The sequence below is a fragment of the Legionella gratiana genome (assembly GCF_001467695.1).
Taxonomy (GTDB): Bacteria; Pseudomonadota; Gammaproteobacteria; order Legionellales; family Legionellaceae; genus Legionella; species Legionella gratiana.
The window spans coordinates 91,626-114,679 of record NZ_LNYE01000006.1 but is presented as its reverse complement, the minus strand read 5'-3'; the positions used below and the strand labels follow the sequence as shown (position 1 = coordinate 114,679).

The following is a 23,054-nucleotide window of genomic DNA, read 5'->3' as shown; positions in this document are numbered from 1 at the left end:
TAATGGACGCTTTGGATATTCAGGCAATTCGTAGAGATTTCCCTATACTTAATCAGAAAGTGAATGATTTTGATTTAATTTATTTTGATAATGCTGCAACAACACAAAAGCCTAAAGCTGTCATTGAGGCTATTTCTCGTTATTATGAACATGATAACGCTAATGTACATCGTGGTGTTCATGCCTTAAGTGTCAGAGCTACTGAGCTCTATGAAGCCGTTCGTTCAAAAGTGAAACGGTTTATTAACGCTTATTCACCACGAGAATGTATTTTTGTACGTGGGGCAACTGAGGCAATTAATCTTGTTGCTCAAAGTTTGGTTGCACCACGTATTGTGTCTGATGAGGAAATATTAATTACCCATATGGAGCACCATTCGAATATTGTTCCTTGGCAGATGGTATGTAAAAAAACAGGTGCAAAATTGCAAGTAGCACCTATTTCGCTTGAAGGCGAAATTTTATTGGATGAGTTTGCGAAAAAACTAAATAAGAATACTCAGCTTGTGGCAATCAATTATGTTTCTAATGCATTAGGTACAATTAATCCAGTAAAAAAAATGATTGAGATGGCCCATGAGTATGGAGCGAAAGTTTTATTAGATGGTGCTCAGGCTACCGCTCATTTACCTGTTGATGTGCAGGATTTAGGTTGTGACTTTTACGTTTTTTCAGGCCATAAAATGTATGGTCCAACTGGTATTGGTATTTTGTGGGGTAGAGAAGAACTTCTGGATGCTATGTCTCCCTATCAAGGAGGGGGGGAGATGATTAATTATGTTACATTTGAGGCAACAGAATATGCGCCGCTACCGCAAAAATTTGAAGCAGGAACCCCTAATATCGCTGGAGTTGTAGGCTTAGGTGCCGCTATTGATTATTTAGGATCTTTGGATTTAGATGCCATTGCTGCTTATGAAGCCAAGTTACTGAATTATGCAACTGCTGCTGTTGCGTCCAGTGGTTTCAATATCATAGGCACAGCGACGCATAAGGTACCTATTATTTCTTTTGTGCATGGAACAATTCATGCCCATGATATTGGTACTATTTTAGATAGTGAAGGGATTGCTTTACGCAGCGGCCATCATTGTGCTATGCCATTAATGGACTTTTATAATGTTGCTGCTACTTCACGTATCTCTTTGTCATTTTATAATACAACAGATGAAATTGATTCGTGTGTACAAGCTTTGCATCGAGTTAAAGAGGTGTTTGCATGAGTGCTGAATTGCGCGAGTTATATCAGGAAATTATTATTGATCATAATCGCAACCCCCGTCATCACTATGCCATGACGGATGCAACACATCAAGCTAATGGTTTTAATCCTTTATGTGGTGATAAATTAACTGTTTATGCCAAAATTGAAAATCATTCAATTACTGAATTGAGTTTTCTAGGGTGTGGTTGTGCAATATCACAAGCTTCAGCTTCTTTAATGACTGACTCTTTAAAAGGAAAAACAGTAGAAGAAGCTCATGAACTATTTCATCGCTTCCACCATATGTTGACTCAAAATGAAGAAGGTCAATTATTATATATGGATAAATTGACTGTGCTTGCTGGAGTTAAAGCTTACCCTGCTCGAGTAAAGTGTGCTACTTTAGCCTGGCACACTTTGGAAGCTGCATTGAATAAAGAGAGTAATGTTGTAAAAACAGAATAATGAGCGGTAGTTGTACTGAGAGTTGAGTTCTGTAAGATCTAATGGCACTAAGTTAAGGCCTATTGCTGTAAGATCGGGTTACGAATTCGCCTTTACCCAGGCTACAAAAATAGGTACGTTTATGTTTGGTTTTAAGAAAAAACAGGATTCTGAATTATTGAAAGAAGCCATTATCAACGCTCTTCGAGGCGTTTATGATCCGGAAATTCCTGTTAATATTTATGATTTGGGTCTAATTTATAATATATCCATAGATGAGAATGCCCATGTCACAATTCAAATGACGTTAACCACACCAGGATGTCCTGTAGCTCAAACTTTTCCAGGAACAGTAGAACAGGCAGTCAATCAAGTTGAAGGGGTTCGTGATTGTACGGTTGAATTAGTTTGGGAGCCACCTTGGTCTCAAGATAGGATGACCGAGGCTGCGCGTCTTGAACTGGGAATTTTTTACTAATGTGGGAACCCTCTGCATCCATTGCATTATTACGTCAACGTGCTGATTTATTAGCAAAAATACGTTATTTCTTTACAGAGCGTGGTTATTGGGAGGTAGAAACTCCAATAATGGCACGTTATGGCACAACGGACGTTTATTTAAGTAATATTGAAGCGCTATTCCGAGGAGAAACCTATTACTTACAAACATCTCCTGAGTACCATATGAAACGTCTGCTTGCTGCCGGTAGTGGTTCTATTTTCCAAATTGCGCGCGTATTTCGTGATGACGAATTAGGTCGTTGGCATAATCCGGAATTTACTTTATTAGAATGGTATCAATTGGGGATTGATCATCATACATTGATGGAAGAGATGGATTTATTCCTACAAATGATCTTGCAGTCTAAGCCCATGATTAAGAAAACCTATCAACAGGCTTTTCTTGAAGCCTGCGCTATTGATCCGTTGAGTGTAACAGTAGAAGAGCTTAGGCAAGTATTAGTGCGTTTTAATTTGAATAATGTGTTACCTTGGGAAGAGGAAGATAAAGATCAGTATTTATTTTTACTCATGAGTCATGTGGTGGAGCCTTTTTTAAGTAGGGAAAGTGTTCCTGTGGCTGTATATAATTTTCCTATGTCACAAGCTGCCTTGGCTAAAATTAATAATGGACTAGCTGAGCGCTTTGAAGTGTATTATCAAGGAGTTGAATTGGCAAATGGATTTCATGAGTTAACTGATGCTGCTGCTCAGAAAAAACGTTTTGCTCAGGATCAACATCTTAGAAGTGAAAAAGGTCTTCGTAGTGCTGAAGCTGATCAATTCCTTTTAGACGCTTTAGAGTATGGGCTTCCTTCATGCAGTGGCGTGGCTTTAGGCGTGGACAGGCTATTGGCTTTAGCTCTAAAACAGTCTGAACTAGCCCAAGTTATTTCGTTCGATTTTTTAAGAGCTTAGTGCGATTGCTCTTATACTAGCGGACTTTGTTGCGGCTCGTTATGTAATTCTTTTTGAAATAAAATATAATCCCACTTTGCCGTTTTATCCATAGATTGAAACTCTTTAATTTTGGCGTTAATTCTCTGAGTAATAATTTGTTTGTATTCAGCATAATCTGCAGCTGATTTTACAAATTCTTGAGGGGTATCAAGACAATAACGTATATAATCAAGTTGTTCTTTGGTTGCCTGGGGTAGGACCGGTTTTGGGGGTGCTTTAAAAAAGCAATTTTTTATTGCTCCGAAGAAAGACCAGCTTATCATATTTTGTAATTCTTCTGTGATGAATTTAAACTCCGCGGGTTGTTCTACAGGAATGCGATCTAATTCGCCATTAATCATTTCAACGTAATCTGCAATTAGTTTTGTGGAAAAAGGCATCGTAATCAACTCGCTAGTTATATTAATTGCCCGAAGTATAAAATTTTTGATCATAAAATAGCAAGAGCTAGAGTATCTAATTTTCCTGTTTTATATCTGCCTTTACAGATGAGATAATTGTTCGTGACACACCCACTTGGCTTCGGCAATGATCGAGTAAACTTCATTGTCGCCAATGATGAGATGATCCAGCAGACGCGCATCAACCAATTCTAATGCTTCACGGATACGTTCTGTTACGGCTATATCTTGAGAACTGGGATCAGAAACCCCTGATGGGTGATTATGTGCAAGTATTAATGCTGCTGCATTCAATTGAAGGACGCGCTCTATAATTGGTCTTAGGTGAATGGTTGCCATATTAATTGTGCCACAAAAGAGCTCTTCGTAAGCAATGATGTGATGCTGATTATCAAGAAATAAAGCAACAAAAGTTTCATTTTTGTAATCACGTAAACGCTTTTTTAAGTAAGCATACGTTTGTTTGCTGCTAGTAATTTGGGTTTCTTTTTGTAGCTGAATAAAATCGCTACGACGACATATTTCTTTAACAGCCTGTAGCTGGACATAGCGAACCTCCCCTAATCCTCGTATCTGTTTGAAACTTTGTTTGTCTGCATTAAGAACAGCACGTAAATCACCTAAATGAACGAGTAGATCGAATGCTAATTGTATGCAGGATTTCTTGTTATTACCCGAACTAATAAAAATAGCGAGTAATTCTGTATCTGAAAGGCTTTGGGGGCCATAAGTGAGTAATTTTTCACGCAGTTGGAACTGCCGTGTTTGGACGCTTGCCATTTTCTATTCCTTTATTGCGAAGTTTATGCTTTGATCGAGGCTATTGTTATCAAAAAAGGTTCGTCATGCAAGATTTTATGGGTAGAAAAATTCTTCTAGGGGTTTGCGGCGGTGTTGCTGCGTACAAATCGGCCTATCTCATTAGAGAGTTAACTCGAGTAGGGGCCGATGTTAAAGTAGTAATGACCCGATCGGCTCAGGAATTTGTGAGTCCTTTGTTGATGCAAGCCTTGTCGGGTAATGAAGTACGCACTGATTTATTTGATACTCAAGCAGAACGGGCTATGGGACATATTGAATTGGCGCGTTGGGCTGATTATTTGGTTGTTGCTCCTGCTTCTGCCAATTGCCTTGCTAAAATGGCTCAAGGCATCGCTGATGATTTACTTTCTACTTTATATCTTGTTGCAGAAACTCCTATTCTTGTTTGCCCTGCTATGAATCGTAGCATGTGGGCTCATCCAGCAACTCAGGCAAACTGCCAAATCTTGCAAGATAGAGGCGTTGTTTTCGTGGGTCCGGAAGAGGGCTCCCAAGCTTGTGGTGAATACGGTTTAGGGCGGGCGAGCGAAGCAGAACAAATTATTAATGCCTTGCGTCTACACCAGGTGCATCGTTTACTACTTGGTAAAAAAGTAGTGATCACCGCTGGACCTACTCGTGAGCCTATTGATCCAGTACGCTATATAAGCAATTACAGTTCGGGTAAAATGGGCCATGCTTTGGCAGAGGCTGCAGCAATGGCTGGGGCGCAGGTTACTTTAATTAGTGGACCCAATACATTAAATGTTTCGGCAACCATTAAGCGGATTCAGGTTGAATCTGCTCAAGAAATGTTGAATGCCGTGATGCAAGAAATGCCCGAGGGAGGACTATTTATAGGAACAGCTGCTGTTGCAGATTATCGAATTGAGTCACCTGCTGCTGAAAAAATTAAGAAAAAAAATCAGGATGAGTTAATGCTTAAGCTGGTGAAAAATCCTGATATTCTAAGTCAAGTAGTTGATTCAGCAAAAGCTTCGTATGTTGTTGGATTTGCTGCTGAGACTACAGATGTTATAACTTATGCTACAGAAAAATTGCAGCAGAAAAAATTGGATATGATAGTCGCTAATTCAGTCGGAAAAGGAATTGGATTTAATAGTGAAGTTAACCAAGTTACTGTGATTACAAAAAGTAAACAGATCGCGTTACCGTTAACCCATAAAACACGATTAGCAGGTCAAATTATTGCAATCCTTGCCGCAACTCTGCAAAATGAGGCGCATTAAAATTAATAGGAAAAATCATGCCCCAGGCGATTCAATTAAAGATTCTTGATTCACGTATAGGTAACACTATTCCTTTACCTACTTATGCAACTCATGGCTCAGCAGGCCTGGATTTGCGTGTTTGTAGTAACGAACCTATCCAAATCGCTCCTCAAGAAACCGTATTATTGCCTACGGGTTTGTCGATTTATATAGCAGATCCCAAATTAGCCGCAGTTATTTTACCTCGTTCTGGCCTAGGTCATAAACATGGCATTGTTTTAGGTAATTTGGTAGGATTAATTGATTCAGACTATCAGGGTGAGCTTAAGATCTCGTGTTGGAATAGAGGTATCGAGCATTTTACAATAAATCCTGGGGAACGTATTGCCCAATTAGTTTTTATTCCTGTTGTACAGGCTGCTTTTGAAATCGTGGACTCTTTTTCTGAAAGTGACAGAGGAGAAGGTGGATTTGGAAGTTCAGGGAGGCATTAAAATGAAGTATCAGCAAAAGCAAATTTCTCGTTCTGTTTTTCGTGCTTATGACATTAGAGGCATTATCGGAGAAGAGTTGGATGAGCATTCTTTTTACAGTATTGGATTGGCAATAGCTTATCATTTACACGATCTAAAGAAACAACAAATTTTCCTGGCACGTGATGGTCGCTTAACAAGTTTTGCTATGGCATCGGCTTTAAAACAAGGTTTACTGGATAGCGGCATCGATGTATTTGACTTGGGCGAGGTTGCTACACCGGTGATGTATTTTGCTGTTTATACCCAAGGAATTGATTGTGGTTTAATGGTTACAGGAAGTCATAATCCAGCAAATTATAACGGCATTAAAATGGTTTTGTCCGGGAAAACCTTAATGCAGGAAGATATTGATATTTTGTATCGTTTGGTTGCTAAGGGCGAGCGAGTTTCTGGTCAAGGTAAAGATATAACTTTTGATATTCTACCTCAATACAAACAACGAATCGTGAGTGATATAAAAATTAAACGCCCATTAAAAGTGGTGGTTGATTGTGGGAACGGTGTAGCGGGTCCAGTAATTCCGGAAGTGCTTCGTGAATTAGGTTGTGATGTTATTGCTTTATATTGTGATGTGGATGGTCGTTTCCCAAATCATCATCCTGATCCTACTATTGAAGCAAATTTAGTGGATTTAAAAGCGGCAGTTGCAACGTACCAAGCGGATATAGGTTTAGCTTTTGATGGTGATGCCGATCGATTGGGTTTAGTGACCAATCAGGGAGAAATGATTTGGCCTGATCGTTTAATGATGTTTTATTCTCGCGAATTATTAAGTCGGCTTCCAGGAGCAACGATAGTTTTTGATGTGAAATGCTCGAGTAATTTAGAATCAGTAATCAAAGAAGCAGGCGGTGTTGCTAAAATGTGTCCTACGGGGCACTCTATAGTAAAGCATGTGATGAAAAAGGAAAAAGCTGCTCTAGCCGGTGAGATGAGTGGACATTTGTTCTTTAAAGATCGCTGGTATGGATTTGATGATGCGTTGTATAGCGCTTGTCGCTTGCTAGAAATTATTAGTGCATCGGATATGAGTGTAAGTAAGCAGTTTGCAACAATTCCCAATAGCATGAACACTCCTGAATTAAAAATTGCCATAGCAGATGAAGAGAAGTTTCAGTTTATGGAACGATTTAATGAAATGGCAAATTTTCCAACAGCACGCATTATTGCTATTGATGGTTTACGTGTTGAATTTGATAGGGGATGGGGATTGCTACGTGCTTCGAATACAACTCCTTGCCTTGTTGCCCGTTTTGAAGCAGATGATGCAGATAATTTGGAGCAAATTAAGCAGTTATTTAGAGTACAGATGAAGCAGTTGGATGCTAAGCTGGAGTTACCGTTTTAAAAAAATGTAGTTACAATAAACTTTGATTAAGCTGTGTCCATCGATGCTATACCAAATATCGATATCCCCACCCTCCGTTTTTGCGGAGGGAATAGGAATATGTTCTTCCTAAAATGATCTTCTCATCAATAAACGCTAATTTCTATTGCGTGATTATAGGATTCACCGGATGTGTCTTTAGTTATCAATAAATTTGTTATGAGGTATCAATATAATTAGTTGTTCTTAATTTGATCCATGTGATTTAATTTTATCATTAGGTTGATAAAAGTTAATGTCATTGGAGTATAGAGATGTCTAAAAGTAAATGGGAAAAATTTCAAGAAAATCACCAACAAAACGATAATGAAACGAAATATATAACCTATTTCAAAAACAATTTAATTCCCTTTTTGAGAGGCGACATTCCCGCTAATAATGAGGCAAATACACCTCAAGAGATAATAAAGAAAGCTCTCTTATACTCTGCTGAGTTAACACGGATTTTCGATGCATTTCCTTTTCCAGCGCCAACATACGAAGAGATGCTGCAAATAATGGAAACGCCCAATGGCCTTAGAGAACACATAAAAGCAAATTTAGATAAGATTTTACCTATTTTATTAAACAAAGAAGGTACTGCACTTAATCCATTAGTTGTTGATGCTATAAGACATAACCCATTAGTCATGGCTGAAGTAAAAGATGAAGATAATGCTTTTAATAATTTGTTTAGCCTTGAAGAAGAAGTTGCTAAGAATTTTATGAAGTCAATTATTGTAAGCTATGGACAAAGAGTATTAGATAATATTTCTGATTCTGATCAAAAAATTGAAGCATTTAATTCCGTTATGTCGTCAATAGAGTCTCTTGCAAAAGAGGTTACCTTAAAAGGAATACCAAAAGAGGCCAAAACGATATCAAGTGAAAAGTTAGGTAACGATTTAGCCGAATTGGCAGAATTACTTAATAAACTAGACGACGTAGAAAAGTCAACGCTAGATCGAGTTAGGAATATAGTGGGTGCAGCTCAAGATTGTCTTGCAATGTACAACGAAGAGCAGAATAACGCGTTATTAGATAAGGCAGATGAACGATACCAAGATGCAGTAAATAAACTTATAGAAGTGTTACCCGCTAGAAAACCTAAGGATGATTTAAAAGACGAGTTACCTGCTAGAAAAACTAAGGAGAATGATTTAAAAGTTGTTAATACATTAAGTAACATTCTTAATGAATTCAAGGTGTTGATTGATGAGCCAGAAGCAAAAAATTTGGGTTTAGCACAATTTACGCCAAAGATTGAGACTGCTCAAGCATTTCTTAATCTACATAAAAATACAAATCATCCCATGTTTTTAACGCATGCAATTGATAATTACCACGCTACAGTAAATCAAATTACTGAATTGACAACCCCTAAGAAACCAGAAGAGATCAATTGGTTTGTGAAATTTTTACGGTGGTGTACACGTAATAATGAATTATTACAAAATAAGGAAGAGAAACGTTACAATCAACAGACGAAGTTAAATTCTGAAATTAGTAGGGTTATAAAAAATGAACTTTTACAATTAAAAGAAGAACTCAAAGAAAATAATGGAGCAACCCAAGAAATTAAAGAAGAACAAGAATTATCCTCTAGTTTTCAACCTATTTATTAATTAATTAATCAATCAATTAAGGCTGTTTAAATAACTTTGTAAGATCTTGTAACAATATCTGGAGTTAGGTTCATTGTCATTGACTTAAGGAATTTTTTTCTCGGTCTATGTCGCGGGACGTAGGCAAGAGTGCTTTTCCTTGAGTCAATGGTAGTGGGGGCAGGTTCTGATCCTATATAATGATAATGAATGGTCAACACCCTAGTCAGTTTTTATTTCCTGTACTCCATACCGATCTAATTTTTTGCTATTTCACTAGCAAAATAGATCATAATAAGTAATAATCTTTCAGTTCATAGCACTGTTCTGTGCTACAATTGGTTTCGAATAATCGGTATCTCTAATGCAGCAGCAATTAATTCGACTCGATTATGACAATGGAGTTTATTTTTAGCAGCATTAAGATGATCTTCGACTGTTCTTGGGGATAAATTTAATTGTTGACCAATTTGTTTGATGGTCATACCTTTTACTAAATAATAGAGGCAATCTATTTGCTTTGCGGTGAGCTGATTGTTTACGTTTTGAATGGGCACTTGAGGTAATGGGACATGTTCATTAGGATTGGACGTAAGCAATGAAATGGTCTCTTGTAACGCAGTAAGCAATGAAGTATCACAATCAATTTGAAAAGAGATTCCCATGATACCGATGATCTTTCCATCTCGCATGCGTAGTGGTGCTTTCCGACTCAGGTAGCAGATGCGTGGACCGCCCTCGAGTTGAACCGGCTCAATGAATGTTTTAACTTTGTTTTGCTCGATAATCTGCGCATCATTTCTCATGAGTATGTGGGCTTGCTCTCTCCATATTAAGTCAGTGTCCATTTTTCCTTTTACATCATCTATTTGCAGTTTAATAACAGAGGACATGTTATGATTACAGTCCAAATAGAGTCCTTTTTTATCTTTTAAATAGACATTGGCTAACGTAGTATCCAAAATGTCATCTACATCAGTAGTTACAGGATTGTTTGTACACATAAAGCGAAGAAGATTGCGAGTTATCATACAACCTCGACAATAAAGAGTAGACTTTTATTATAAAGCAATGATTAAATTATGTACATAAATTTACTAAGGTTAGAGCCAACTTACGCGTGATTGCTCAAAATGATTAACGAGCATGGATAAAGCACTTCCTAAGCTCCACATACAGCTAAGGCAGATAAAGGAAAATACCATCTGGGTAAGTGAACTATTAGTGAAATAAAATATTTGAAAGAACACTGAAAAACAGGTTAAAACGGCGCCAAATAAAAAGAGATGCAAGAGTCCTAAACGCTCAATGGGTTTTCCGACAAAAAAAGCTAATAAAATAACGTATATTGGAATAGCCAATAAGATGGCATCCGATTTATGTGTGATAAAGGTCAAATGAGCTGTGGCGAAATCTAAGCAACGCCCCAAAAACAATAAGAAGATTCCCATAAAAACATACCACTTAATTTGATATTCATTCATTGGTCAGTTTTTAAATTTGTTACAGCATTTTTGTTATTTTGCAAATAATTTATAATTTTTGATACCGTATTTATCCCGGTGTACTCCTGTTTTTGCAACTAAGATCTATAAAGCAGGATACGTTTATAAAAAACTATCACCTTTGAAAAATACAGAAGAGGAGTCTGCAGAATGGTTCCGTTTAATTAGGTATTATTTTTTAAAACATACAAAATTACTTCCAGTGCTTGATTATTTTGTATTCGTGCTGGAATTTTTTCCTGTTTTATTAATTGGTAACCCTCTTGATCTGCTAACTGAGTGACATAATCTGGATGATGGCTGAAGCGAGCACTTGTTTCGAGATGCCAAGGAGCGGATGTGCTGATTTCAGTAGTGAAGATAAAATATCCCTGGGGTTTTAGATGTAAATGAATTGAATGAAATAAGGTATCAAGCTCACCAAAATAAGGTAAAACATCAGCAGCTACTATTAAATCATAAGCGCTTTTATTTTGCAGAAAAAATTGATTTATTTCTGATTCGAATAAATTATCGTAAATTCCTTTTTCTTTAGCCTGAGCCAACATTTTTGACGCAATATCGACACCTACTAAAAATTTGCTGACTTCACGAAGAACAATCCCAGTTAAGCCTGTTCCGCATCCAAGATCTAAAGTGTTGGTATTGGTTGATAACTCCAATTGGTGCACTATACGAGCGATATGTTGGGGGATGGAGTAGTGCAATGTGCTTTTCATATGTTGATCATAATAAAGCGCATAATTATTAAATAAGTTATGGGCATATTCAGGAGTTGTTTGTGCGTGTTCGTACCCTGTAAGCGCATGGAGCATATGACTGCTCACTGTATCTTTAGGATCAATCGCTAGAGCACGTTCTAAATACGCTTTTGCTTTTTCTTTCTGTTCCATCTTTATATAAATTGCTGCTAAATTGTTTAAAGTGGAAGTATGAGTGTTCTCTAGCTGAAGGATATGATCAAAAAGAAGAATTGCTTCATTCAAATGTCCTAAGGCCATTTGCGCTACACCTGAATTGTATAAATATTCAATATTATCAGGATCCTTTTGCAGCAAAACATCATAATGCATCAGGGCATTTTCAAAACGGTCGTGATGCATGAATGTTGCTGCTAAATTATTACGTGCTTCTGTATTATCATTATCTAGCGCTAATGCTCTACTGAAATAATCAACTGCCAATTGATTTTGTTCCCTTTTTAAGGCGATTACTCCTAAGTTGGAAAGTGCTTCTATTTGTTGATCATCCTGTTTTAAAACAGTCTGAAACGCGGTTTCTGCTTCAGAAAGAGCATTTTTTTCTAAATGCAGAACACCCAAATAGAATAAGGCCTCTGTGTTGTGTGGATTTAAAGAGACGACATTATTGAATTGAGTTTTTGCTGCGTCTAATTGGTTATTTTGCAGTAATAATAAGCCTAAATTAAAGTGCGCAGCACTAAAATCGGGTTCCGCATGTACTGCTTTGGTATAGTGTACTAGTGCTTTTGAATAATTGTTTTGCATTGCATAAACTGTTGCTAGATTATTATGAGCTTGTGCGTATTCTGGATTGATTTGTATCGCACGTTGATAATACTCCATTGCTTTATCCAATTGATGCGATTTTTTATATGCGTTAGCCAAATTATTGAGCAAACCGACATCATTAGAATTGATTGAAAGTGCTTGTAATAAGTAGAGAATAGCATTATCCATGTCACCTAATTGAGCGTAAACAAGTCCTAAAAAATGCAAACTATTTAGATGCTTAGGTTCTTGTGTCAATATTTGTTCATAAAGGCTAATAGCTTGGGGCAATTGACCTTCATATTGGAGTTTATATGCTTGTGCAAAAAGTGTTTCTATATTCATGTATGTTTAGGCCCCATTCACCATGTTTCATATAGATTTTGAATGGATTTATGCAATTGCTTTAAAGCTTGTGCACGATGGCTGATATTATTTTTAAGTTTAGCAGGTAATTCTGCCATCGTGCATTGATACTCAGGAAGATAAAATATGGGATCATAACCAAAACCACCTTCACCAGTGGGTACATCATGAATAAATCCTTTGCAAATCCCAGTTGCGATGATTGGTGTGGGATCTTTTTCATGTTGGACTAAAGCAATGGCACAATAAAACCATGCTTCGCGCTGTCCATGGGTTAGATGAACCATATTTTCTAATAAAAGATGAATATTTTCAGCATCAGTTGCAGAGTTACCGGCATAACGAGCAGAATAAATGCCAGGAGCCCCATTTAAGGCGGGTACGACTAAACCTGAATCATCAGCTAAGGCGGGTTCGTTTGCGTACAAACTGGCATGACGTGCTTTGATTAAGGCATTTTCTATAAAGCTTAAGCCGTTTTCTACCGCATCTAAAATTCCTAAATTGGCTTGAGGAATGCACTCAATAGGAGCTAATAAGGCATTTAACTCTTTGATTTTACCTGAGTTACTGGTAGCAAGAATAATTTTTTTCATTATTTTGGCCGTAAAAGTTAAAGATCGAGTTGGAAATGAAGAGAGGATTTGGAATACTCAAGTCTGACAGAATCACTTTGTCTCACTGCTCTATTTCTAAAAACATAATTTTAACGTGATGAAAAGAAAATAGGAATTAAATTTCTGCAAAGGATGAACAAGTTTTTATCCGATCTGAAGAAAGATGATTTTTTATTTGCTGAATTCGACTGCATCAAGAACACATCTTAAAAATGTGCTATATTTACTTTTTTAGAACAGATCATTGCTCAAAAATTACGCTATACTAATGGCTTTATTGCACTATTTAGACTAAAATACTGATTTTATTGAGGAGCATGATGATGCCTCTTACACATCTGTTATTAGCTCTCTTAGTTGTTTTCATTTGGGGTGTAAATTTTCTCTTTGTTGCCTTTGGACTGGAAGAAATTTCACCTTTGTTGCTTTGTGCCTTACGTTTTTTATTGTCTAGTGTTCCTGCTATATTTTTTGTCAAATTACCGAGTTCTTCTTTCAAAATTATTGCTTTATATGGGTTTATTATGTTTGCGTTACAATTTTCATTTCTATTTATCGGAATGAATGCAGGTATGCCAGCAGGAATGGCGTCTTTGCTCATGCAAACTCAGGTTTTTTTCAGTATGTTTTTTGCAATAATTTTTTTGGGGGAACAGCCGAATATTGCGCAGATTATAGGTGCATTGGTTGCTTTTACTGGCATTGGTTTAGTAGCCATGCATTTTGATAGTGATATCTCTGTAGTTGGGTTTCTGTGCATTCTTGCCGCGGCAGCAACTTGGGGGTTTGGTAATCTCATTACTAAAAAAATTAAAGGAAATAGCAATCATATGCTGGCTATTATTGCATGGGGTAGTTTTATTGCGTGTATCCCTATGTTCCTTCTTTCTTGGATATTTGAAGGGCCTTCTAGTTTTGCTTATACCTATGAAAATTTAAGTTGGCGTGGAACGGTTTCATTGTTTTATATTGTTTTTGCTTCAACTTGGATAGGTTATGGGGTATGGAATTGGTTAATTGCTCGTTATCCAGTAGGTATGGTTGCGCCATTTACTTTGTTGGTTCCCATTGTTGCGATTTTAAGTTCTGTTGTGGTACTAGGAGAGCCATTTCAACTTTGGAAGTTAGCTGCCGGATTATTCGTGATAGGTGGTTTGTGTATTAGTACGCTTGGATCTCGTTTTTTAGTCCCTAAAAGGCAATCTGAAATAGCATGATTTAAGAAAAGCCAATTTATTCGCTCTTTTTAAGCAAAAGTGATATATGATACGTTTTTATTGCAATAATGTTGGTTATTCATCGTGATTAAATCGAAAACCGTAGTGTTATGTGCGGATGATTTTGGTTTGAATTCTGGAGTTTCGGAAGGGATTTTAAAATTAGTGTGCAAAAAACGCTTATCAGCAGTAAGTTGCATGACTAATATGCCGGATTTTATTTCTTATGGTCAACAATTACTCTTCTTAAAGGACCAGATTAAAATTGGTTTGCATTTTAATCTAACCGAAGGCCATTTACTATTTTGTCCAGAAAGAAAATGCTTTAGCCTGAGTGAGTTATTGATTAAATCATATATGCACTCAGTGAAGTTATCTTTTATTGCTCAAGAGTTTTTGGCGCAGTTGCAGCAATTTACAAAAATCATGCACCAACTTCCTGATTTTATTGATGGTCATCAACACGTGCATCAATTGCCAGTGATACGGAAAGTCATGTTGGATCTTTATGAGCGAAGATTAAAAAATAATGGAACTTCTATTCGTTCCACATGGCCATCTATTAATTTGCCTCAGTATGGCTTAAAAGCAAAAGTGCTTCGTTTCACTGGTGGTAAAGCGTTAACTCAGCAATTAATCAAATTTAATATACCTCATAATCGTTATTTTTCAGGGATTTATGATTTCGCATCAGATGCTAATTATCGAGATTTATTTAGAAAATGGTTGCGTTTAGCTGAGGAAAATACTTTAATTATGTGCCATCCAGGAGAGAGCATAAATACCGCTGACTCCATAGCTCATGCCCGTTTAAACGAACTGAATTATTTTTTGAGCGATGCGTTTTTAACCGATTGCAATGAACATGGGGTTCAGCTTGCACATCAATATTAAGAAGGTTAGCTTCCATTTTTTTATGTATTATCATTTTAGCTTTAAGTGGGATTGGGATTAACGAAAGGAGAAGTCCTTGAATGATATTTTTTGGATCTCTTGCGGAGCGATTATTGGTGCTAATTTACGCTATTTAGTGAATCGTTTTTCTATTAAGTACTTGTCAGCTGATATTCCCTATGGAACGTTTCTCGTTAATCTTACAGGCAGTTTTATTTTAGGTTTTTTTCTTGTTTGGACTTTGGAGCGTGTAGAAGTTGATCCACGATGGAGATTATTTGTTGCGGTTGGCTTTTGTGGCGCTTATACCACATTTTCCAGTTTCAGCTATGAAACGTATCGACTTATAGAGCAAAGCGATTATGCACTTGCTGCACTAAATTTTATTTGCAATAATCTTTTTTCCTTACTCGCAGTAATTGCGGGCATAGTGCTTGCTCGGGCAATTTGATATGAACCATGTAAAAGTTTCTGTCTACATTAATGAAGGAGATAAATGGCAGCATCGTCCCTTATATCTTGAATTGTTAAATATGCTGGATGAAAATGGGATTGCAGGTGGAACGGTGTTGCGAGGGATTGCTGGGTTTACTTTTAAGGCCCCTATTGTATCTACATCCTTGGTCGATATTGGAAGTAAACTTCCTTTAGTAGTGTATTTTATTGATACAATCGAAAAAGTAGAGTCAGTGTTGCCTCAACTGAAGGAAATGGCTAGAGATCGACTTATTACTCGTGAACCTGTGGAAGTGATTAGTGGTTCACATTTTGGTATAGAGCTGTAGATGGAGCTAACGGCAAGCCCAGGATCGTGAAACTATAAAGTTATAAACAGAAACAAATCCTAATGTTACGATTAAAGCGAATAGATAATTGAGTCTGGTGTACTCTAAAAGTAAAAAGAAAAGCAGTTCATTGATGATGCCCGCAGAAGATGCGATGAGGAAGAAATGAGGCAAGCTTAATCTTTTTTCGTCATGTAGATGGGCAAAGGTCAAGTATTTATGTCCTAAAAAACTGACATTAAACGCTATTAAAAAAGCAAATACATTGGCAATCAGGGCTGGGACATACAAGAAATTAACCAGTATAAATACAGTAAAAAGATGAACTATTGCTGCTGTTCCACCAACGCCTAAAAAATAAATCAGTCTTTGTCCTAAACTAAGTGGGGTTGTCATCAAAACTTGATCCCTCATCAATAATATAATGAGGTCTGTGTTTGACCTCATCAAAAACACGTCCTATATATTCACCTACTACACCTAAAGCAAAGAGTTGCAAACCACCAAAAAAGCTAATGGTAGTAACAATAGTTGCCCATCCAGGCGTTTCTTTACCGAAAATCAAGGTGCTGAGTATAATCCAGATGCCGTAGAGTATCGCAAGTGTTGCAACGCTAATTCCACCTATAGCAATCATACGTAACGGGAATGCAGTAAATGATGTAATTCCAGTAATCGCTAAATCCAAAAGAGAATAGAAGTTCCATTGTGAATTACCTGTTTTGCGTGGTTGTACTTCAAAAGGAATAGCAATTTGTTTAAATCCAACCCAGCTGTACAAACCTTTCATAAATCGATTACGTTCCGGTAATTTTTGCAATGCTTTTACTATCTTCCGATCAAGAAGTCTAAAATCCCCTGCATTTGCAGGGATATTAATTCGATTGATTCGCGAAGTAAATTGATAAAATGCTTTGGCACAAGTCCTCTTTAACCAAGATTCGTCGGTGCGATTTTGACGAACAGCATATACCATTTCATAACCTTCTTCCCATTTAGCAACGAACTGACTTAAAAGTTCTAGAGGATGTTGGAAATCGGCATCAAGTAAAATAACAGCATCTCCTTGTGCATGGTCAAGGCCAGCGCTTATAGCATTTTCTTTACCAAAATTACGGCTAAAACGAATGCAGCGCAGAACAAAATGGGATCTTAACTGCTGAATAATTATCGGTGTGTTATCTTTGCTGCCATCATCCACAAGGAGTATTTCATAAGCATAACCTAATTTTTTTAGGGTATTAGTCAGGGCGATAATAAACTCAGCGATTCCTGTTTCTTCATTAAAAACAGGAACTACACAGGAAATACGCTTTGTATAATTTATTGATTTTGTTGACATGTTCGGTTAATGAACAGTTATTGTGAAAAAAAACTATATTAACCTGAATCAAGCGCTCTCGTAAGTGAATTTACGTTTTTTTTTCTCCCTAATGACGTTCTAAGGTGTTGCATGTACATTATCAGGGTTCACATTACTTTTAAATCGTAGCGACTCATATTAAAATTTGTTTCTTTTTTATAAAGTTAAAGGAATAGATGAGGGCGAGAAGAAGTACTTTATTAGCATTTTTAGGATTAATGGTCATTTCGAGTTGGTCAAAAAATGCGGCATGTGCTCTTGAGCGTGATTTTCAAACTTGGCTCAATATCACAACTATTGGTAAGTTTTATAGTGATGATAAAGTATTTAGTCACTTACGATATTGGTTGGAAGGACAACAACGTTTAGGTGCTGACTCAAGCCGTTATTCTCAGATTTTATTGCGACCAGGACTTGGTTATGCCTTAACGGAGAATACAAGCATATGGCTCGGATATGCCTGGATCTATACAGGTCCCCCGAATACTTCAAGTCCATTTGAGGAGAATCGAATTTGGCAACAACTCTTATGGGTTAAATCCTACCCATCTTTTAAGCTTACGAGCAGAACTCGTACAGAGCAACGTTTTCTGGAAAATAATCCTAAAACTGCTTATCGAATTCGAGAACTTGTCAAAATTTTTGCTCCTATGAAAAATAATGCTCGATTAGCGTTCGTCACTAGTGATGAGATTTTCTTTCATAAAAATAATTTTGTGGGTACAAATAGTCGAGGTTTTGATCAAAATCGATTTTTTATCGGCTTAGGATATGAAGTGAGTCCGATTGCAATCGCTGAAATAGGGTATATGAATCAATACATTCGACGTTTCGGGGTTCCAAATTTTCTTGCGGACATCCTTGCAGTAAATTTTTATCTAAGTTTATAAGCGGAATAAGAGTATTGAATCCATAACGATTCTGATCAGTGAGAAAAGATAATAATCCCCCAAATAATAACCGCATTAATGATTGAAATTAGAATAGCAGCTGAGCCCATGTCTTTTGCTCTTTTAGTAAGAGGATTCCAAGCAAGATCAATTCGGTTCAATGTTGTTTCTATGGCAGAATTCAAAAGTTCAGCAATTAAAACAATGAATAGTGTACCGATTAATAAAGCGCGTTCAACGGCGGTGTTTCCTAAAAGAAAAGCGCATGGCAAGGCAATAGCCATAGCTAATAATTCAAGACGAAAAGCAAATTCATTTTGGAAGGCGGCTTTTAATCCACATAAGGAGTAGCCAGTGGCTTCTTGTATTTTTAAAATTGCTTTAACTATGAATTTTATCATTTAAGTCTCGAATTCTTTAAGCTTTTTTGTTTTTCGAGATTACTATAATTCTGTGTTCTATTTCTACAAGATTTTACTTTATAAGATTCCCCTTATAAATTATTTATTGCTTTCCTAAAAATCTGCTCATAACGTCAATAATCCACAGGTTTAATGAGCAAAATTTTTCCTTGTTAATAATTTGATAAGGTTAATAATAGTATAATTTGCACATATTTAATACATGTGTAGACCAAATATGCCATTTGCTATTGATTTATTAAAGACACAACGTACTAAAAAATGGACCTTCAGAAAAACAGATGCGTCTACTGAATTGCAAGCATTGCTTGATAAAGGCGATCGAAAAGGATATGGCGAACTCTTGATTGAATTATCTAAGGAAAGTAATGGAGGTCATAAATTTACCCGTACTAAGGGTATCGTTTATGAATTGTTTGATGAAGGGGAGACGATTGATGTACCGGTTAAATTCAAAGTAAAAAATTCAGTGATTACTTGGGAATTTGTTGCTCCAATGGATAGAACTCATCAAGCATTCCGTGATTTGGTTTTTAATACGGCCGCTAAAGCACATGCGTGTGTCGATAATTCATGTGAAACTTACTACCGTGGTACGAACCACTATCATCTAAAAGTAATGCATACTTATGCGCAAGAGTCAGAGCATAATCATAACCATTACCGTACAAAAAATGATGGACCTATTACTCCTTTAGAAGTTTATCAGCATCTTTTTGCTTTTTATGCACAAAAAGAGGGAAAGCAATTTATTTCATCCCCTGAGGAACGAAACAACATTATTTTAACCTTTGCAATGTATTGGGCTGAATTTAATGCAGACATTAAATACATGCCATTTTTATTGTTGACCGGAAATACGAACGAAAACGCTATAAAATATCAATTAGAAAATATTGCCCGAATCGGGGCTTTAACTCCAAAGCAAGCAAGTGCCGAGTTAGACCAGTTTTTCGCATCAGAGCATGGCAAAAATATGTTTAAGCTTGTTCCAGGCATCAAGCCTCGTGATCTAGAAAATGCTAAGGATTATTTGAAAGCACTCTATGAGCAAGTTTATTTTAAAGTTGCTCCTAAGTCTGCATTGGAAATGGTATTAGATCCTACTTTAGAGCCCCAAAAAGTATCAACTCCTTCTTCTAAGTCAAGCTCTAAAAGATCGAGTCCAAGAGAGGAATATGATACTTCCCCTGATCAAGTTTTAGATGAAATTGACTTATTGGAATATGAGGCTTTTGCCAGCGATTTAACGAAGCATTGTCAAAGTATCAATAAGGAGTTATTGGAAGATTTAACCTTAGAAGATTTTAGGAAAGGATTAATGCTGTATCATGCGCTTCGCACCGTACAGCAAGAATTGCAAGTGGAAGTGTTATCAGGTCAAAGATTTCATCCTGATTTGACTACAGATTCATTCATTAAAGAAATGCTGCGAGAATTGCCTTCTATACAAGGAGATTCTACAGAAGATAGCTTAGGAAGTACTTTATTGAATCGATTGGTAACCTGGCTAAAAGACGCACCTCCGGAATTGGATGCGTGGGTAGAATGGGTAAAAGTCAATGGGTCGCGAGGTTTAGGATCTGAAATTGCATTAGTCAGACTTGATAATGGTGATGTTGATTTAAGACAAGCAATTCCTCAAGGCGATAGAAAGCCAGGGGACAACATCGCTGAAATTGACTTTGACAAGATTGACTTGCGAAAAATATTTCTTCCTGATTTGCGTTCTACCATGAAAGAAGAGGACATTGCATTAAAAATGCCTTCAAAGCATCAAATTGGACCTTTAATTCAACTATTCAGCGAAGAGTTGTCGCGATTAGTTTCTCAGCAGTTAACGGAACACCGACTTGAGAAAGAGGAATTTCAGGCTAAGACAAAAATTATTAACTTAGCTCTTGCAGTATTGCAAGGAAAAACGGATGTCTCGGTACTCCTAGAAGAAGTAAACCGCGATAAAAAATGGCTCAGTGTTTCATCTTTAGGATTTAAGAGCAAATTGGAAGGTATGGTGCAACAAGTTCTTGAGCTTTATGCTCCTTCAAAGACATTAGATTTAACATTTTAGTAAAAATGTTTCTTGATGAAATGGCTCTCTCAAAGAGTCATTTCATGCTATTTCCCAAAGACTAATATCAAAAATCTCGAATAAGTTGCGTACTAAATTACCTATTGGTGCACTTATTTATCCTATGTAAACTGTTCTATTACTTGTATTTCGGTGTGTTATATTGTATTTTTTATGTAAAATTAATCTAATTTAGAAGCACTTCAAGGTATTTATGATGGTAAAAACGAAGAGCAGCCAGATCAAAAGGTCTAAAAAGCATGCTAAAACTTGGGTTAATCCTGCTTCATCTTCGCCAAGTGATGTGAAACCAACAGATGCTCTTGAACTGATTTCTAAAGAAGAGGTGCAACAAAGCACTTCTGAGCTTACACCATACTTATGGACAAATGTTGGGAATGGAAGTTACAACAGAGTTTGGAAGTCTAATTTTGCATCTCCCACAAGTTTAGTTTCTGGAGAGCCTTATCAAGGACCCTGGGTATTAAAGTATCCTATTGAGTCGGATAACCCAGTATCAAATGCAATGAACCAGCCAAGCAGATCAGTTCGAGTTTGGAACGAGATCAATCATAAGTTACCCAAAGCAGGACTTCATAAAGCAGGTTGGGTTGCTCCTTTTATTTCCGATACACGACACGCTACTGATGAAGAAGTTGCTCATAAATTAATTGAGATTTATTGTGAGCAACGAAGAATTATTCTTGATGCTGCTACAGAAGGGAATTTTTTGACTCGCTCCGATACTGGAGAGGTTATCTTGGTTGATGTGGATTTAGCGCTTAAGCGGAGCAATTCATTTGCAAGTCTTGAATATGCAAAAAATTTAGAGAATCGGTTTGCTTCGTATTGGGTAAATGCTTCATTAAAAAAGACGATGCCTACCACGCTTGAGGTGACAAGAAATTTGCTCTTCCTTGAAGATTATTTACAAGATTCAATGGATGAATTATGCGGAAAAAATTTAATTACATTACAAAATGTGCTTTCATTAACCTGGCTTCGAAAAAATGAAAAAAAACTCTCTCTTGATTTATTTAAACAAATAGCGGTTTTAAATGAATCAGATCTATTCAATGAAGATCTTCTTCAAGCACTTGTCAGTGTCGAAGAGCAAAGTTTTAAAGCTAACCCTCCAGAATTAGTGAAAAACTCGGGTTCTTTTTTGTTTTTTGGGACGTCTTCAGAAGATAAAGAACGGGAATATCCTACAAGCAGCTTAGAGTATTATGCCAAATAGAGAATGTTCCTAATAATTTTTATCTTAATTGATAGAGAAAATACTTAACTTTTTGCGTTCCTTAACAAATAATAGATAAAGTTTATTAATAGGGAATGATAAATGCACTATCAAATGGAAAACCCTCATCTTCAATTAGCTACGATGTCACGATGGTATGTGGTATCCCGGGCATTACATGCAATTGCTCAGTTAGGAGTAGCGAACTATTTATTATCAGGTCCTAAATGCATTGATGAGCTCGCAAAAGCTACTGAAAGCAAGCCTGAATTATTGGATAGAGTATTAAAATTTCTCTGTGCTTACGGTGTGTTTCATTGTAATGATGACCTTTATTCCTTAACTGAATTATCCAAGGCACTTTGTGATGATGATCCGCATTCGATACGCGATGTAATATGTATGGTTGATGACAGTTGGTGGCAAGCTTTTTCTCAATTAGGTGAAAGTCTTAAAACTGGAAAGCCTGCGTTCGAAATTCAACATGGTGATAATTTTTTCCATTATCTGAGTAAAAATACGGAGAAACAACATAATTTTGATCGAGGAATGGCTAAACTTTCTACTTATGATGATGCAACAATTGCCGATGCATTTAACTTCTCTGTTTTTCCGACGCTAATTGATATGGGAGGAGGGCGAGGAGGATTAGTGAAAGCAATCAGTAACAAACATCCTAATATTAAGGTTATTGTGTTGGATACGCCGGCGGTTATTTCTCAACTTAATCCAGCTGATTTCTCGCCTAAGATCAGTCTCCAAGAGGGTGATTTTTTTGCGGCGATACCGTGTGCAGATGCTTATATTTTTAAAGGTGTTTTACATGATTTTAATGATAATATGATGCATCAAATATTAAAAAATTGTGCACAACAAATGCCAAAACACGCCACTTTATTTATTGCTGAACAAGTCATGCCTGATGACAATCAACCACATCCTAATAAAACAATGGATATTGTCATGATGGTATTGTTGGGGGGGCGACAGCGTACTTTAGGTGAATGGCAAAAATCAATTGAACCTGCAGGGTTTACTTTTAAAAACAGTTACGTAACAAACAGTTTGTTTACGTTAATGGAGTTTAAGCTTCAATAAGGAGTTTGATGTTTCCATGAACGTGT

The 23,054-nt window shown here is 36.7% G+C and carries 24 protein-coding genes; 16 read left to right on the top strand and 8 right to left on the bottom strand.

What is annotated here, in order from left to right; genetic code table 11:
* The first annotated feature begins 2 nt into the window (after positions 1-2).
* The 4 genes from Lgra_RS03000 to epmA all read left to right on the top strand — a co-directional run bounded on the left by Lgra_RS03000 (position 3) and on the right by epmA (position 3,067).
* On the top strand, positions 3-1,223 hold the full coding sequence (locus Lgra_RS03000) for a cysteine desulfurase (RefSeq protein WP_058497806.1): 1,221 nt from the start codon (positions 3-5) through the stop codon (positions 1,221-1,223).
* Positions 1,220-1,669 carry a Fe-S cluster assembly sulfur transfer protein SufU gene (sufU, locus tag Lgra_RS02995; protein ID WP_058497805.1) on the top strand — a complete coding sequence of 150 codons (450 nt, stop codon included), beginning with the start codon at positions 1,220-1,222 and terminating at the stop codon, positions 1,667-1,669. The genes Lgra_RS03000 and sufU overlap by 4 nt, the downstream gene beginning before the upstream one ends.
* Before the next feature lie 121 nt (positions 1,670-1,790).
* Entirely contained in the window at positions 1,791-2,126 is a 336-nt protein-coding gene (locus tag Lgra_RS02990; RefSeq protein WP_058497804.1) for an SUF system Fe-S cluster assembly protein, read from the top strand.
* On the top strand, positions 2,126-3,067 hold the full coding sequence (epmA, locus tag Lgra_RS02985; protein ID WP_058497803.1) for an elongation factor P--(R)-beta-lysine ligase: 942 nt from the start codon (positions 2,126-2,128) through the stop codon (positions 3,065-3,067). The genes Lgra_RS02990 and epmA overlap by 1 nt, the downstream gene beginning before the upstream one ends.
* A gap of 11 nt (positions 3,068-3,078) precedes the next feature.
* On the opposite strand, the gene Lgra_RS02980 is transcribed toward epmA, so the two are convergent.
* Together Lgra_RS02980 and radC are read right to left on the bottom strand one after the other, a co-directional pair.
* Entirely contained in the window at positions 3,079-3,489 is a 411-nt protein-coding gene (locus Lgra_RS02980; RefSeq protein WP_065231748.1) for a hypothetical protein, read from the bottom strand.
* 102 nt (positions 3,490-3,591) lie between these two features.
* On the bottom strand, positions 3,592-4,290 hold the full coding sequence (gene radC / locus Lgra_RS02975; protein ID WP_058497801.1) for a RadC family protein: 699 nt from the start codon (positions 4,288-4,290) through the stop codon (positions 3,592-3,594).
* Between the two features lie 65 nt (positions 4,291-4,355).
* On the opposite strand from radC, the gene coaBC reads away from it, so the two are divergent.
* The 4 genes from coaBC to Lgra_RS02955 all read left to right on the top strand — a co-directional run bounded on the left by coaBC (position 4,356) and on the right by Lgra_RS02955 (position 9,070).
* Positions 4,356-5,561 carry a bifunctional phosphopantothenoylcysteine decarboxylase/phosphopantothenate--cysteine ligase CoaBC gene (coaBC, locus tag Lgra_RS02970; protein WP_058497800.1) on the top strand — a complete coding sequence of 402 codons (1,206 nt, stop codon included), beginning with the start codon at positions 4,356-4,358 and terminating at the stop codon, positions 5,559-5,561.
* A gap of 17 nt (positions 5,562-5,578) precedes the next feature.
* The gene (dut, locus tag Lgra_RS02965) at positions 5,579-6,037 is read left to right on the top strand and encodes a dUTP diphosphatase (protein ID WP_058497799.1); all 459 of its coding nucleotides are present in this window, start codon (positions 5,579-5,581) and stop codon (positions 6,035-6,037) included.
* Position 6,038: 1 nt separating this feature from the next.
* Positions 6,039-7,427, top strand: coding sequence for a phosphomannomutase/phosphoglucomutase (locus Lgra_RS02960; RefSeq protein WP_058497798.1), 1,389 nt, complete (start codon positions 6,039-6,041; stop codon positions 7,425-7,427).
* A 293-nt stretch (positions 7,428-7,720) separates the two neighbouring features.
* Entirely contained in the window at positions 7,721-9,070 is a 1,350-nt protein-coding gene (locus tag Lgra_RS02955; RefSeq protein ID WP_058497797.1) for a hypothetical protein, read from the top strand.
* Between the two features lie 311 nt (positions 9,071-9,381).
* Here Lgra_RS02955 and Lgra_RS02950 read toward each other — a convergent pair whose 3' ends face one another.
* From Lgra_RS02950 to rdgB, 3 genes are all read right to left on the bottom strand, one after another.
* A complete protein-coding gene (locus Lgra_RS02950) occupies positions 9,382-10,080 on the bottom strand; it encodes a PAS and helix-turn-helix domain-containing protein (protein ID WP_058497796.1) in 699 nt (232 codons plus the stop codon).
* Positions 10,081-10,718: 638 nt separating this feature from the next.
* The gene (locus tag Lgra_RS02940) at positions 10,719-12,410 is read right to left on the bottom strand and encodes a tetratricopeptide repeat protein (protein WP_058497794.1); all 1,692 of its coding nucleotides are present in this window, start codon (positions 12,408-12,410) and stop codon (positions 10,719-10,721) included.
* 17 nt (positions 12,411-12,427) lie between these two features.
* Positions 12,428-13,027, bottom strand: a complete 600-nt coding sequence (gene rdgB, locus Lgra_RS02935) for an RdgB/HAM1 family non-canonical purine NTP pyrophosphatase (protein ID WP_058497793.1) — start codon at positions 13,025-13,027, stop codon at positions 12,428-12,430.
* A 344-nt stretch (positions 13,028-13,371) separates the two neighbouring features.
* On the opposite strand from rdgB, the gene Lgra_RS02930 reads away from it, so the two are divergent.
* The 4 genes from Lgra_RS02930 to Lgra_RS02915 all read left to right on the top strand — a co-directional run bounded on the left by Lgra_RS02930 (position 13,372) and on the right by Lgra_RS02915 (position 15,944).
* Positions 13,372-14,265, top strand: coding sequence for an EamA family transporter (locus Lgra_RS02930; protein ID WP_058497792.1), 894 nt, complete (start codon positions 13,372-13,374; stop codon positions 14,263-14,265).
* Positions 14,266-14,349: 84 nt separating this feature from the next.
* Positions 14,350-15,159, top strand: coding sequence for a ChbG/HpnK family deacetylase (locus Lgra_RS02925; RefSeq protein ID WP_058497791.1), 810 nt, complete (start codon positions 14,350-14,352; stop codon positions 15,157-15,159).
* 76 nt (positions 15,160-15,235) lie between these two features.
* Positions 15,236-15,610, top strand: coding sequence for a fluoride efflux transporter CrcB (crcB, locus tag Lgra_RS02920; RefSeq protein ID WP_058497790.1), 375 nt, complete (start codon positions 15,236-15,238; stop codon positions 15,608-15,610).
* 1 nt (position 15,611) lies between these two features.
* Complete coding sequence (locus Lgra_RS02915; protein WP_058497789.1) at positions 15,612-15,944, top strand: DUF190 domain-containing protein; 333 nt, start codon at positions 15,612-15,614, stop codon at positions 15,942-15,944.
* A 6-nt stretch (positions 15,945-15,950) separates the two neighbouring features.
* Here Lgra_RS02915 and Lgra_RS02910 read toward each other — a convergent pair whose 3' ends face one another.
* Both Lgra_RS02910 and Lgra_RS02905 read right to left on the bottom strand, forming a co-directional pair.
* Positions 15,951-16,340, bottom strand: a complete 390-nt coding sequence (locus Lgra_RS02910) for a GtrA family protein (protein ID WP_058497788.1) — start codon at positions 16,338-16,340, stop codon at positions 15,951-15,953.
* A complete protein-coding gene (locus Lgra_RS02905; protein WP_058497787.1) occupies positions 16,324-17,286 on the bottom strand; it encodes a glycosyltransferase family 2 protein in 963 nt (320 codons plus the stop codon). Before Lgra_RS02905 ends, Lgra_RS02910 begins: the two co-directional genes overlap by 17 nt.
* Positions 17,287-17,483: 197 nt before the next feature.
* Between Lgra_RS02905 and Lgra_RS02900 the strand changes: the two genes are divergently transcribed.
* Positions 17,484-18,197, top strand: coding sequence for a DUF2490 domain-containing protein (locus Lgra_RS02900; protein WP_058497786.1), 714 nt, complete (start codon positions 17,484-17,486; stop codon positions 18,195-18,197).
* A 35-nt stretch (positions 18,198-18,232) separates the two neighbouring features.
* Here Lgra_RS02900 and Lgra_RS02895 read toward each other — a convergent pair whose 3' ends face one another.
* Entirely contained in the window at positions 18,233-18,598 is a 366-nt protein-coding gene (locus Lgra_RS02895) for a diacylglycerol kinase (RefSeq protein WP_058497785.1), read from the bottom strand.
* A 238-nt stretch (positions 18,599-18,836) separates the two neighbouring features.
* Between Lgra_RS02895 and Lgra_RS02890 the strand changes: the two genes are divergently transcribed.
* The 3 genes from Lgra_RS02890 (at position 18,837) to Lgra_RS02880 (ending at position 23,028) form a co-directional block, all read left to right on the top strand.
* Positions 18,837-20,690 carry a hypothetical protein gene (locus Lgra_RS02890; protein WP_058497784.1) on the top strand — a complete coding sequence of 618 codons (1,854 nt, stop codon included), beginning with the start codon at positions 18,837-18,839 and terminating at the stop codon, positions 20,688-20,690.
* A 217-nt stretch (positions 20,691-20,907) separates the two neighbouring features.
* Positions 20,908-21,930, top strand: coding sequence for a hypothetical protein (locus Lgra_RS02885; RefSeq protein ID WP_058497783.1), 1,023 nt, complete (start codon positions 20,908-20,910; stop codon positions 21,928-21,930).
* 102 nt (positions 21,931-22,032) lie between these two features.
* Entirely contained in the window at positions 22,033-23,028 is a 996-nt protein-coding gene (locus Lgra_RS02880; RefSeq protein ID WP_058497782.1) for a methyltransferase, read from the top strand.
* Positions 23,029-23,054 lie beyond the last annotated feature (26 nt).